General features: G+C 47.4%; 10 protein-coding genes. 3 read left to right on the top strand and 7 right to left on the bottom strand.

Annotation, left to right across the window (positions count from 1 at the left end):
• Positions 1 to 140: 140 nt before the first annotated feature.
• The gene (locus tag BUB18_RS01650; RefSeq protein ID WP_073077384.1) at positions 141 to 560 is read right to left on the bottom strand and encodes a c-type cytochrome; all 420 of its coding nucleotides are present in this window, start codon (positions 558 to 560) and stop codon (positions 141 to 143) included.
• Positions 561 to 711: 151 nt separating this feature from the next.
• Between BUB18_RS01650 and BUB18_RS01655 the strand changes: the two genes are divergently transcribed.
• Positions 712 to 1,551 carry a bifunctional helix-turn-helix domain-containing protein/methylated-DNA--[protein]-cysteine S-methyltransferase gene (locus BUB18_RS01655; RefSeq protein ID WP_073077386.1) on the top strand — a complete coding sequence of 280 codons (840 nt, stop codon included), beginning with the start codon at positions 712 to 714 and terminating at the stop codon, positions 1,549 to 1,551.
• Positions 1,552 to 1,704: 153 nt separating this feature from the next.
• Complete coding sequence (locus BUB18_RS30070) at positions 1,705 to 1,980, top strand: Ada metal-binding domain-containing protein (protein ID WP_073077387.1); 276 nt, start codon at positions 1,705 to 1,707, stop codon at positions 1,978 to 1,980.
• A 52-nt stretch (positions 1,981 to 2,032) separates the two neighbouring features.
• On the opposite strand, the gene BUB18_RS01665 is transcribed toward BUB18_RS30070, so the two are convergent.
• Positions 2,033 to 3,493, bottom strand: a complete 1,461-nt coding sequence (locus BUB18_RS01665; RefSeq protein WP_073077389.1) for a RagB/SusD family nutrient uptake outer membrane protein — start codon at positions 3,491 to 3,493, stop codon at positions 2,033 to 2,035.
• An 11-nt stretch (positions 3,494 to 3,504) separates the two neighbouring features.
• Entirely contained in the window at positions 3,505 to 6,618 is a 3,114-nt protein-coding gene (locus BUB18_RS01670; RefSeq protein WP_073077390.1) for a SusC/RagA family TonB-linked outer membrane protein, read from the bottom strand.
• Positions 6,619 to 7,276: 658 nt separating this feature from the next.
• Between BUB18_RS01670 and BUB18_RS01680 the strand changes: the two genes are divergently transcribed.
• Entirely contained in the window at positions 7,277 to 8,752 is a 1,476-nt protein-coding gene (locus tag BUB18_RS01680; RefSeq protein WP_178372063.1) for a DUF255 domain-containing protein, read from the top strand.
• Here BUB18_RS01680 and BUB18_RS01685 read toward each other — a convergent pair whose 3' ends face one another.
• The 4 genes from BUB18_RS01685 to BUB18_RS01700 form a co-directional block, all read right to left on the bottom strand.
• Complete coding sequence (locus BUB18_RS01685) at positions 8,753 to 10,015, bottom strand: DUF2264 domain-containing protein (RefSeq protein ID WP_073077395.1); 1,263 nt, start codon at positions 10,013 to 10,015, stop codon at positions 8,753 to 8,755.
• 68 nt (positions 10,016 to 10,083) lie between these two features.
• Complete coding sequence (locus BUB18_RS01690) at positions 10,084 to 11,277, bottom strand: glycoside hydrolase family 88 protein (protein ID WP_073077397.1); 1,194 nt, start codon at positions 11,275 to 11,277, stop codon at positions 10,084 to 10,086.
• A 21-nt stretch (positions 11,278 to 11,298) separates the two neighbouring features.
• Entirely contained in the window at positions 11,299 to 12,360 is a 1,062-nt protein-coding gene (locus BUB18_RS01695; protein ID WP_073077398.1) for a LacI family DNA-binding transcriptional regulator, read from the bottom strand.
• A gap of 35 nt (positions 12,361 to 12,395) precedes the next feature.
• Positions 12,396 to 13,151: an SDR family NAD(P)-dependent oxidoreductase gene (locus tag BUB18_RS01700; RefSeq protein ID WP_073077400.1), complete on the bottom strand. Its 756-nt coding sequence runs from the start codon at positions 13,149 to 13,151 to the stop codon at positions 12,396 to 12,398.
• Between the last annotated feature and the right edge of the window lie 4 nt (positions 13,152 to 13,155).

A 13,155-nucleotide genomic window follows, 5' to 3' on the forward strand; every position in this document is an offset into this window, starting at 1 on the left:
AGATGCAAAGATAAGTGATTTCGTGTATTCGCAGTGTTAAAACTGGGTTTAGGTACCGGTGGCCGGTGGGAGGGCACTAAAGGTGCCCTCCCACCGGCATTTTCCCCTGCCTGCGGCACGGGGGAAATGCCGGAAAAAAATTACCTGGCAGGCGGCGCCTGAGGTGCCTTGTCGGCAGGCTTGCTCACAGGTTCCTCATTACCGTGGTGACAGGTATAACAGGTCACTGTCATCGGCTCGGAGCCTTTGAAAAATTTCTTGTTAATACGGCTGGTCATACGCATCATATCGCGTGCTACTCCTTTGTGCGGATTTTCGTCACTGGCGAAATCCATGTGTTTGGGATCATCCTTGGAAGGCGCATGGCAAAAGCCACACTTTACACCGAGGGCATTGTTGAAGTTGCGCATTACCACAATCAGCTCTTCGTGACTGATGTTTTTAGGCAGCACCTTCAGGTTCTTCGGCTTCTCCGGTTCCTGTGGCAGCGACAGGGAGCAAAGCGCCCCGGCAGTCACAAAGGCAGCGGCTAATAAAGCCATGCTCTTTTTGATTTTCATCAACATGAAATTTTATGAATAAATAGCTTCCTTTATCTTTGGAAATCTACAAAAAAATCTCATATCACAAAATATGTTATAGATAAACTGCGCAATAATCGGGTTTACCGGCACTGCACCACCCGCTACCTTTGTGTTAAAAGTGAATGCTATGGACAATTATGAAAAAGTGGCACTCGCCATCGACTACATTAAAAACCACTTCAAAGAACAGCCGGACCTCCGGGAAATAGCAGCTGCCGCGCACCTCAGCCCCTTTCATTTCCAAAGGGTTTTTGCAGAATGGGCAGGCGTATCTCCCAAAAAATTCCTGCAGTTCCTCACACTCGACTATGCCAAGGCCCTGCTTAAAAATGACCAGGCCACCCTCATGGATGCTGCATTTGAAACAGGCCTCTCCGGCACCAGCCGGCTGCATGACCTGTTTGTAAACATCGAAAGCATGACCCCGGGTGAATACAAAAACGGCGGCAAAGCCTTACAAATCAACTACAGCTTCGCCGAAAGTCCGTTTGGCAACGTGATTGTAGCCAGTACCAGCAAAGGCATCTGTTATATGGCTTTTTCGGAAGATGAAACCGCCGCATTTACAGGACTCGTACAAGCCTTTCCTGCCGCCACTTTCAGGCAAATGACGGATCTGATGCAACAACATGCACTGTATATTTTTACGCAGGACTGGGCCAGTTTATCCGACATAAAACTGCACCTCAAAGGCACCCCCTTTCAGCTGAAAGTATGGGATGCGCTGCTGCATATCCCGCTCGGACAGGTAAGCACCTATTCCGACATCGCACAAAAAATCAATCACCCCAACGCTTCCCGCGCAGTAGGCAGCGCCATTGGCAGCAACCCCGTGGCCTTTCTGATCCCCTGCCACCGCGTGATAAAAGCCAACGGTGAAACAGGCGGCTACCACTGGGGCGCTACCCGCAAAAACGCGATACTGGGCTGGGAGGCCGCTAACATCTCCCCGGAAAAAGATTTGTGATGCACCAGCAACTACCGTGGAGCGCAGCATCAGCCCCGGCGGCAGTTAACATCTCCCTGAAAAAAACTTGTGATGCACTAACACCAGCCGGGAATCAACCGCCACCACGGGATACCAGCCGGAAAAACCATTACATCTCCCCGAAAAAAATATATGATACACCATCAGCAATTGGGCACCACCACGTATACACGCAGTAAAAATCTCCTGCAACTCATCCGGACAGGAGCCATTACAATTGGCGGCAATAAAAAGCTGAAAATATACGGTACCCTGCAATGCAGTTCCGGTAAACGAATGAAGACCGCCAACCGCGTTTTTTTCAGGGATGAACAAGAAGCACTGCAACATGGTTATAGAGCCTGTAAGCGCTGCCTGAAACGGAATGTCCCCCCCTTGGGAAGGGAGGGACTCCATTATTGCTTATGAATAAGACCAGCATTGGAAAATGCCGCGCCGCTACAAAGAGGAAACAAAAACTTTACTGGTTATCCACACAAAGCTTGTTGTACACCAGCTCGTCGGAAGAAATCGGGTAGATGTATTTTGCCGCAGTAGGATCTACCGCTACAATACCTCCCCTGGCTACAAATGGCAGCCCCAAACGGGTAACTTCCATGCCTCTGAAGCCTTCGCCTAGCAATTCAATATGTTTTTCTTTTGTGATAGCATTAATTAAATCCTGCTTGGTAGCAAAATCAGCCGCCACAAAAGTGGTAGTAGGATCTGAACGATGCCTGATTACATTCAGCAGTTCCAGCGCACCGGCATCCACGCCAGCCGCCAGGCGGGCCTTAGCTTCCGCCAGGTTCAGCAGCACTTCGGCATAGCGTAAAACAGGTACCCAGTCGGTATACGGGCTGGGTGTACCAAACTTTGTCATATAGTTATCGCTGCCATCGTTATACACCATTGCACGGCGTGCATCGGTTGCCTTCCAGCCTGCGTCACTTACAATACCGGTGCTGATCATGGTGTATTCACCATTACCACCATACGGACCATCATTTGGCGCAAAGTAGTATCCCAGCTGCGTTTGTGTACCCGGGAAGTCGCCCACCGCACTGGTAAATGGCAGTGAGAATATTGACTCATTGGTAGTATACGGCGCCTGGAATACTTTGGTAACATCGGCCTGTAAGCCATGACCGCCAGGAGAAACGAAAGGCGCAGCTGCGCTTACAATTTTAGCACCTTCAGCCACTACTTTATCATACTGGCCCATGTGCAGGTATACACGCATTTTCAGCGCTACTACACTGTAAAAGTTCGCATGTGTTACGGACTGCTGAGAGCCGGCACTTGCTTTAGGTAGTGCTGCTTCTGCTTCATCCAGGTCTTTAAGAATCTGTGTATAAGTTTCAGCCACTGTGCTCCTTGCCTTCTGGTAAGAGCCTTTGTCTTTATTACCTTCGGTATAAATAATCAAACCTGGCTTGCTGCCATTGCCATCCCAGTAAGGGCGGGCGTATAATTGCAACAGGCTGAAATAGGACAGTGCGCGCACAAATTTCGCTTCACCGATGTAAACTTTCGCCACATCATCCCCCACCACTTTGCTGCCACCGCCGGCATTCATACCATCCAAAAACAGGTTGGCATTATTGATCGTGAGATAACCGTAATTCCATATCTCTTTTACTTCCTGCGTTTCATTGCTGGCGCCCCTTCTCCAGGTAAGGTTAAAGGTTACGCTGTTTGAAAGTTCATTCTGGTAATCTTCTGCGCGCACTTCATTGGCAATCTGAAATTTACCTCCGAGGAAACGACCGTCTTTTAAACGGGTATACAAACCATTGTTCAGGCTCGCAATACGATCCTTGGTTTGGAAAGCCACGTAGTCGGGCATGTCGCCGGCAGGAATCGGATTAAGCAAATCGTCTTTACTGCATGAAGCCAGCCCCATTGCCAGCAACAGTGTATATATGCTGATTTTTTTCATCTTCATTCGGTTTAGAAATTAACATTAACACCTACTGTTACCGTTCTGCCGTTGGCGAGTGTATTACGGTCAATACCTTGTCCGGAAGGACTATTACCATTGGAGGATACTTCCGGATCAGGACCAGGGTATTTAGTCCAGATAGCGAGGTTCTGTGCGGTTGCATACACACGTACACCACCCAGATGCGCGCGTTTCACCACTTCTGAAGGAATGTTATAGCTCAAACCAACATTGCGGAGCTTCACGAAATCTCCTTTAAACACGTTGGCAGAAATCGCATAAGATGAACCGTTGGATACGTTGTCACCATAGTAGATTTTAGGGAAGTCGGTAACATCGCCTTCTTTCTGCCATCTGTGCAGTACATCAGTGCTGTTATTCCAGTAGCGCTGATCTCTCAGACCCGCGTTGGAACCATAATACACAGAGAAACCTGCCTGATAGGTCAGCATTACATTCAGTTCAAATCCTTTGTATTTGAAAGTGTTTTCAAAACCACCTACGAACTTCGGATTGGTGTTGGCATAAGGTACTGCAGAAGTTACGCTCACAGCGCTCACCGGCTTACCTTCCATATCGTAGTATGCTTTTGCTAACGGATCATACTCCACCTGTTTGTTGTCTTTATTGATCAGCATACGGCGGCCGTTTTTAGGATTCACACCCGCAGAACGTACTACGTAGATCATACCTACCGGCATGCCTACTTTGTTGATGGAAGTTTGTTCCAGGCCACTGGTAGTATAAGGAATTTCTGTTACACCATCCAGCAGGGATGTAATCTGGTTTTTGTTGTAGCTGAAGTTGAAGTTGGAAGTCCAGCTAAAGCTGCCGTGATCAATTACGGTAGCGTTTACAGATGCTTCAATACCTTTATTGAACAGGGAACCTACGTTCACCGGAATAGTAGAAGGCAAACCGGAGCTTGGAGGAGAAGACATCCGCAGGATCAGCCCGTCCACGTTGTTGTGGTAATAAGCTACTTCAAAATTGATGCGGTCTTTTAAGATACCGAAGTTAATACCCACGTCTGTTTTCTTACTTTCTTCCCAACCCAGCTCTGAGTTACCGGACTGGCTGAAGTACATAGACGGGTTACCACCATACAGCTGCGGATGGTAGAGGTACATGAAGTCGAAGTTTCCTAAACCGGCCATGTTACCTACTTTACCGTAGCTTGCCCTGATTTTGAAATTGCTGAAAACATTGCTGATACCACCGGAAGACCAGAATTTTTCTTTCGCAATTTCCCAACCACCGCTAAAGCCGTAGAAGGTACCTTTTTTATGGCCTGGGGATAAAGCGGAATATTGGTCCTGGCGCAGGTTAGCACTCAGGAAATATTTAGCATCATAGTTATAATTCAAACGGGAGAAAGCGGAGTACAGGTAGTTTTCACCTCTGTCTAATCCGGTGGAGAAATCAGACAACCAGCCACCCTGGATGGTGTTAAACATGTTATCTGTCTGGTTTTGTCTTTCCAGGCCGTAGCGCTGATAATCGTCGTGCTGTTGTTCCAGACCGAGCAACAGGCCAAAATTATTTTTACCGAAAGATTTATTTAAATCAGCGGTATTGGTCCATACCCATCTTTTCACCTGTGTATAGATGTTGAAGATATCGCCATTAGATGCGTAACCGTCACCGTTTTGGTTGTTCTGATAGATGTCGTTATTCATCAGCAGGTAGTCGATACCATAGTTGGTTTTCAGCGTTAACCAGTCGAATGGTTTCAGCTCACCGTATACGTTTGCCTGAATGTGGTTGTTCTCTGTGTTAGAGTGATCCAGATCAAGCAATACCTGTGGATTGTAGATCCCTACAGCGAGGGCAGGGTTGCCCTGGCGGCCTATCTGCGCACCGTCTACGTTATAGGAACCGTCGTTGTTGTAAGGAGAGGTAGTGGGGGATGTAAGAAAGGCCAGCCTGGCTAAACCACCGGAGTTGAAGGCTTCACCTTCCAGTGATCCGGAAGAACCGGAGATCAGACTCTGCTCATTACTGTAAGATAATTTAGTACCTACAGTGAATATTTTACCTACTTTCTGGTCGAGGTTAAACAGGAGGTTTTTACGACCGAAAGCATTACGCTTCAGGATACCTTCCTGGTTGGTATAACCACCGGAAAAGTAGTAGCTGGTATTTTCCGTAGCGCCGGAAGCATTGAAGCTATGGCTTTGGGAGAATGCTTTATCGCGATATACCACATCGAGCCAGTTTACGTCTACCATGTTACCATTGGCATCTGTGTTGGCCTTATATCTGTTAGGGTTATTCGCATTTTTCAACCCTTCGTTTTTGATATCGATGTATTGCTGTGCATTCAGGAGTTCAGGCAGGCGTACGGGTTTGCTCCAGCCTACCCAGCCGTCGTAGTTAAACCTGGTTTTTCCCAGCTTACCTTTTTTAGTGGTGATAAATACTACCCCGTTGGCTGCACGGCTACCGTAGATGGCGGTAGCTGCCGCATCTTTGGCGATATCGATGGAGGCTATATCACTGGGGTTAATACTTGCCAATGGGTTAAGCGGTGCACTGGTAGCGCCCTGGTCGCCGGTGAAAGTAGGTACACCGTCGATGATGATCAACGGATATGCACTGAGCGACAAGGAGTTTACACCGCGGATGCGGAATACCGGCGGGTTGTTTACCACCCCGTTGGGTACGGTGATTTGTACACCTGTAGCACGGCCACCTAATCCCGCTTCAAAGCTCTGGATAGGCATTTCGGCAACTGCCCCTCCTCTAACGGAGGCGATGTTACCCGTTACTTCTGTTCTGCGTTGGGTACCGTAACCTACGATTACCACTTCCGAAATTGTTTTGCTGTCGAGGCCTAACGTGATTGCACCAACGTTGTCGCCGGTGATGGGCACCAACTTGGTTTCGTAGCCTACAAATGAAATACGTAACTGCTTAACAGCCGTGGGGATGGTGAGTGTAAATTCCCCTTTGGTGTTGGTGACTGTTCCGGTTTTACCACCCGGAAAACTAACAGTTACACCAGTCAGGTTGCCACCCGTTTCGTCAGTGACACGACCTGAAACTGTACGCTGATTCTGGGCCATTACAGAAAATGCTAGTAATAGCATGCTGGCCACCACGAGTAAGTGTTTCCTCATGAAGTTCAGATTTTGGTTGAATAAATAAAAAAGTCGTTATACCATCATTGGCATTTTCCTCTTACTATACTATACTGATAGGTAGAAAATTTTCAGGTTCAATAAATCGGTTTAGCATGTAGATGAATAGTAACACAAGGACACAAATTGGCATCAGGACCATTTCCTCTAAGCATTTACAAGCAGTTAATGAATTTTACAACTAAAAGGCAGTTTTACGTGCGATTATTTTTTATTCAGATTTTGGTTATTACTTCTAACTCTCAATAAGCTTTATACTATCGTATTAGGTTATACGCTAAAAATAATAAAATATTTCATATCCTAATAAAAGTTTAAACAATTAAAATGGAATATCTATTCCTGCTTTCATTATTAGTCTTATTTACAATTATTTATATATTCATTTGCCGTCAAAATATTCTTACTTTCTCTTTTCTTGTTAAGGGAGATGTAAACGCTGCATTGCAGGATTCTTGCAGTAGCACAAAAGTAGCAGCGCGGAACATAGGAAGCGGCCAATACTTTCTTTTCCGGAATTTTACGCAACATATTCACATTCTTGCCCCTCTCTTGCTGATAGCAATATATCTGCTGGTGCTGCGGATTAATTAATAAAATATGAACCGGAATTAGCGGTCTCACGTACATGATTAACATGCGTAATTTGTTATTATTGATTTTAAGCTGTTGTATTTCCTCTGTTCATGCGCAGGTGAATCATTGGCAGCGCTTTTCAGATGAGGTCTTTAAACAGGCGCAACTGGAGCATAAACCGGTGCTCCTCGACCTGGGGGCCAGCTGGTGTCATTGGTGCCACGTGATGGATGATTCTACCTACAGTAACCCGGCAATCGTACAATACCTGGCAGAACATTTTATACTTGTAAGGGAGGATCAGGATAAGCGTCCTGATTTATATGCCAGATATAAAGATTACGGATGGCCAGCTACTATCATATTTTATGAGGACGGCAGGGAGATTTTAAAAAATTCCGGTTACCAGGCGCCTGAAGCATTCCTTGCACTACTGAAAGGTGCATATACCACCGCGCGGATGATGCCACCTGCCAAAGTGGGCGCGGCCAATAGCTCCTACAGAACAAAGAAGTGGTCCCTCTCTTCAGCAGCATTTATCCATGATAATTTTCTCTCCTACCTCGATATGGAAAAAGGCGGATATGATATGCAACAGCGATTTCTGGAATATGATGGCATCGCCTATGCGCTCCAACGTTATCATACGGACCAGGTACTCCAAAAGTGGCTGCAAATCACCATTCCGCAATCATATAAGCTCAATGATCCGGTATGGGGAGGCGTATATCAGTACAGTACCCATAACGGATGGGATTATCCACATTTCGAAAAAATATTAAGCATCCAGGCACGCTACATTAAAATTTATTCCGATTACTTTGCTGTAACACGAGATAGCAGTGCATTGCTTCAGGCAGTACATATAGTATCCTGGCTCGATAAATTCATGCGTAGCCCATCCGGCCTGTATTATAATTCGCAGGATGCAGATGTTATAAAGGGTGTGCACGCGGGTGACTACTTCCAGTTGTCAGCAACAGCACGACTTCAAAAAGGTATTCCTGATATTGACAGCACCTGCTATGCCAGAGAAAATGCACAACTGGCCACAGCATTCCTGCATCTCCATAAAGTATTAGCAGTTCCTGCCCACCTTCAAAAAGCCGATTCAATTTTAGTTGCGTTACAAAAAAATTTCAAATTGGCAAATGGCGGCTACTTACATGATACAGCCTTTAAAGCCACAGTAGCGTTGGGTGATGTGCTTTATACCGCCATAGCAAACTGGGAGTATTATAAGTGTACCGCTAATGAAGCGGCAAAGAAGGAAGCGCAGGACTGTGCAGACTACATCCTGCAGCATTTTACAGGCAGCAATGGGGGATTGTTTAGTTTCATCTCCAATAACAAATACCTTCCGGCAGATTATATACTCACCGAAAACATTGATGCATGCAGGTATTTCAGAAATATAGCCCAACTTAATCCTCGTTATAAAAAAGCAGGGGATGATATATTTAGTTATATATCATCCCCTGCGGTGTTACAAAACATTATTGCCGAGCCAGGTATACTGATGGCTGTTGATCCATGATTAAACTGTAATGGCGTGATCGGCCTGCAGCCCTTGCCCGCCATAGGCCTTCACCGCACTCCAGTCCGCCGCAGGCGCCGTCCAGAACTCATGCTGTGCCGGCAATCCCAGTGGCAGAAAGCTGTTGGTGCAAAGGTATAAGCTGCCTGTAGAAATATAGTAATCGCCAATTTCAGGCTGATGTCCGCAGAAACCGATCTGCAGCCATCCCTGTTTGTCGAAGTTGTTTGCGTTGTTAAAAATGCGTTTATGCATGGCAGTTAAGGCACTGCGTACCTGCGCCTGCGATACTTCCGCAGGCAGCCTGCCTTCCAGCGCCAATTGCGCCAGCGGCTGAAATGCACCGCTGCGGTAAGCCATAGAGCGGCCTACCACCGGAAATGCACCGTCCGGCATAATCAGTCGCTCCTGTATGGCGCCGTAACGCTGCATACGTTTTAACGCCAGTTCATATTGCTCTTTGCTGCCTTCTCCTTTATCCACCAGTACTTTCAGCACCTGCACCAGCATCGGATGCATTACGAAACCGTTGTAGTAATCGTAATGAAAAGAGGAGCCGTCGCCGTACATGCTGTCGCCCTTATACCATTCCATCATTTTGCTGATGGCAGTATCTACCGGTTTACGATCCCAGCCGGTATCAAATTGCAGCAGGAAGGCTTCTATGATGGCAGCAAACAGTACCCAGTTATTGTTGAACGTTCTGGCTACGCGCAGTCCCTTTAAAGCGTCGATCACCTGCTGCCGCGTAGCGGCGGGCAGGCTGCCCCAGAGCTGGTTGGGTGCCCGCAGGATACCCAGCGCAAGGAAAGCACCATCTACCAGCGGTTGCGCATCAAATTTATTATTGAACGTCATATAGTCGGCACCGTTAGGATCGGTTGCCTGGTGCATGGCCGTTCTGGCTTTTTGCAGTAACGCGGCACGTTGCCTGCCCTCGGCGGTATCATCTCCCCCTAATTCCAACCACGGTGCTACGCCGGATATAGTGCGGCCAAAGGCCTCCAGGTAGGTTACCTTGTCTACCGGCTTGGCATAATGCGGCGCTACTTCGCGCGGCATCTGCTGCTTCAGCTGGCCACGACTCAACGCATCAATAACGGGATGGGCTATACGATACAGCAGTGTGGCGTTATAATCTCTGTCGGATGGAGGTTTGGCGGCAGCATCGGCCGCTACATCGTGGAGGAGTCCTTTGCCGGTACCTAAGGACCCAGCCAGTCCCGCTACGGGAATAGCGTGCAAAAATTTTCTTCTGTTCACAGTGCATAATTTTTTTAATCAAAAAAAAGGGGGTGAAGGAAAACCAACACCCCGTTACCTTTAAGATATTATTTAGCCCATTGTTTGTAGCGCAACAGCGCTTCAACAAAGTAGTAATCCGCATACGTCAGGGGAACGTCTACCTCAGAGTTATGAGGCAGTGACCCTGTGCTATGCATCAGGATGAAGTCGTTGTTTTCACCTTCTTTAGCCAGGTAAGCAGGACTACAGAGGCTGGTCAGCATTTTTTCTGCTGCACCCCAGTAGCGGTTACCGGTAGCTTTGTCGGTGTATTTGCTCAGTTCCAGCAGGGCGGATGCAGCTACAGCAGCAGCGGAAGCATCGCGCGGTGCGTTAGGAATGTTTGGTGCATCATAGTCCCAATAAGGCACCATATCCGCAGGCATGTGTGGATTATTGAGTATGTAGTCCGCAATATGTTTTGCCTGCGCCAGGTATTGCTTATTCTTTGTTTCACGGTACATCATGGTGTAGCCGTAGAGGCCCCATGCCTGCCCGCGCGACCATGCAGAGCTATCCGCCAGGCCCTGGTGTGTTTTCTTTTGCAGCACCGCACCTGTGGCCGGATCGTAATCAATTACGTGGTAAGAGCTGTAATCCGGGCGGAAATGATTTTTCATGGTGGTGTTGGCGTGGATCTTTGCAATCTCCGCGTACTTTTTACCACCACCGTTTTTGCTGGCCCAGGTGAGCAGTTCCAGGTTCATCATGTTATCGATAATCACCGGAAACTTCCAGGTGCCATGATCCCATGATTTAATGCAACCTACCGTTGGGTTAAAGCGGGTAGATAAAGAAGCAGCGCTGGTGAGCAGTACGTCTTTATACGCCGGATCTTTGGTAATACGGTATGCATTGCCAAAAGGACAGAACATCATGAAACCGAGGTCATGTGTTCCTTTGTTGTTCTTTTCTTTTTCTACCAATGCCTGGCGTTTCAGCGCTTCCGCTTTGAACGCAGGATCTTTGGTGTACTCAAACAAATACCAGTTTACGCCGGGATAAAATCCGGAGCACCACCAGCGACTATTGGAAGTGGCCAGTTTACCGGTTTTAGCATCAGTAGTTTTAGGCAGTACAGTATCAGGTAAATGTTTGGCCATCAGTTTGTACTGACGGGCGGCAAACTGTAAGGATTCATCTGCTTTCTGCAGCAGGTCCCTGTTGGCTTTGCCAACCTGTGCGTACGATTGCAAACACAATGCTGACAGTAATAATGGAATAATAAGTTTTCTTTTCATGATTTCGTATATACGTCTGAGTTAAGATAAAGTCAATTTCTTTTTGCCCGTTTTTGACTTTCCGGCGCTGGATTGCCGCTCTATCAGCTGGATTGGAATTATCTCCTGTGAATAACGTGGTTCAGCGCTCTGGCGGCCGTTGATCAGTTCCATCAGTACAGCTACCACCCGCTCTCCCATCATGGCGGGATATTGATCTACAGAAGAGATGGAAGGCGTCACGATTTCGGTTCTCGGATCATTGGAGTAGCCAACAATCTTTACATCTTCCGGTACGCGCAGGTGCATCTTTCTGCAATATTCGATGATGGTAATGGCAGTAGTATCGTTGGAGGCAAAGATGCCATCCGGATACGGCTGCTGACCGAAAATTTTCTCGCAGGTCTGCCACGCATTTTCACGGGTCAGCTCCTGGTAAAAAATACGGTTCTTTTTAGATGGCAGTCCGTGTTCCTGCAATGCTGCTTTATATCCTGCCACACGATCGCTGTATAAACAACAGGTCAGCGGTCCTGAGATATGCACAATATCCTTACAACCCTTCTCTACCAGGTGCGTGGTGGCTACATAACCGCCACGGTAGTCATCTCCCTTAATCACCTTCACGTTATAATCCTTTGGCACCCGGTCAAAAAATACCAGGGGAATATTATTATTACGGAAGATATCAAAGTGCGCGAAATCAGTGGTGTAGAGTGTGGTTGACACCACCAGTCCATCTACCCTTGCGGAATACAACGTATTAGCCAGGGCCACTTCCTGTTCGTAGGAATCGTTGGATTGGCAGATGATCAGGTTATAGCCGAATTCCTGTAATTTATTCTGGATGATGGTACTGATCGTTGCAGGAAAAAACATAGAAATTCTGGGCACTATGAGGCCTATGGTTTTGCTCTTGTTGTTGCGCAAACCTGCAGCGAGTGCGTTCGGACGATATCCTATTTTTTTGGCCACCTTTTTCACACGTTCTTTCGTACGTGCGCTGATGTTAGGATGGTCGTTCAGCGCCCTGGATACTGTGGAAACCGAAAGTTGCAGTTCTTCCGCAATATCGACAATTGTTTTTTCTGTTCGTTTACTCATGGAATTTATATGGCTTTTCCTGCAATGATAGTATGTTATCTGCCCATCCAGCCACCATCTACGGTCAGGATAGTTCCATGCACATAGTCTGATGCTTTAGAAGCGAGGAATACGATAGGTCCTTCAAAATCTTCCGGTTCACCCCAGCGGCCTGCAGGGATGCGGTCCAGGATGGAGGTGCTGCGTTGCTGGTCTGCACGCAAAGCGGCGGTATTATCGGTAGCGATATATCCCGGTGCAATGGCGTTTACGTTCACACCTTTGGATGCCCATTCGTTGGCAAATGCCTTCACCAGCGAACCTACGGCGCCTTTGCTGGCTGCGTAGCCCGGCACGTTGATACCACCCTGGAAAGTGAGCAGGGAAGCGGTAAAAATCACTTTGCCACTACCTCTTGCGATCATGGTTTTACCAATTTCGCGGGTGAGGATGAACTGTGCATTCAGGTTAGTGTTGATCACGGTATCCCAGTATTCATCCGGATGCTCTGCCGCAGGCTTACGCATAATGGTACCTGCGTTGTTTACCAGGATGTCGATTACCGGCTCATCTTTCTGTACCTGTCTGATAAAGGCATACAGTGAATCTCTGTCTGCAAAGTCGCACTGGTAAGCTTTAAAGCGTCTGCCAAGGGCAGTCACTTCTTTCTCCACATCGCTGCCACTCAGTTCCAGTGATGCTGAAACCCCGATGATGTCCGCACCGGCTTTTGCCAGCGCTACCGCCATCGACTTTCCGATACCACGTTTACAACCTGTTACCAGGGCTACTTTTCCGTTTAATTCAAACATTATT

Source organism: Chitinophaga jiangningensis (assembly GCF_900142605.1).
GTDB classification, from domain to species: domain Bacteria; phylum Bacteroidota; class Bacteroidia; order Chitinophagales; family Chitinophagaceae; genus Chitinophaga; species Chitinophaga jiangningensis.

Bases quoted from the DNA above. Each gene is read 5' to 3' on its own strand.
- BUB18_RS01665 (WP_073077389.1), bottom strand. From the start codon at position 3,493: ATGAAAAAAATCAGCATATATACACTGTTGCTGGCAATGGGGCTGGCT.
- BUB18_RS01650 (WP_073077384.1), bottom strand. From the start codon at position 560: ATGAAAATCAAAAAGAGCATGGCTTTATTAGCCGCTGCCTTTGTGACT.
- BUB18_RS01680 (WP_178372063.1), top strand. From the start codon at position 7,277: ATGCGTAATTTGTTATTATTGATTTTAAGCTGTTGTATTTCCTCTGTT.
- BUB18_RS01700 (WP_073077400.1), bottom strand. From the start codon at position 13,151: ATGTTTGAATTAAACGGAAAAGTAGCCCTGGTAACAGGTTGTAAACGT.
- BUB18_RS01690 (WP_073077397.1), bottom strand. From the start codon at position 11,277: ATGAAAAGAAAACTTATTATTCCATTATTACTGTCAGCATTGTGTTTG.
- BUB18_RS30070 (WP_073077387.1), top strand. From the start codon at position 1,705: ATGATACACCATCAGCAATTGGGCACCACCACGTATACACGCAGTAAA.
- BUB18_RS01695 (WP_073077398.1), bottom strand. From the start codon at position 12,360: ATGAGTAAACGAACAGAAAAAACAATTGTCGATATTGCGGAAGAACTG.
- BUB18_RS01670 (WP_073077390.1), bottom strand. From the start codon at position 6,618: ATGAGGAAACACTTACTCGTGGTGGCCAGCATGCTATTACTAGCATTT.
- BUB18_RS01655 (WP_073077386.1), top strand. From the start codon at position 712: ATGGACAATTATGAAAAAGTGGCACTCGCCATCGACTACATTAAAAAC.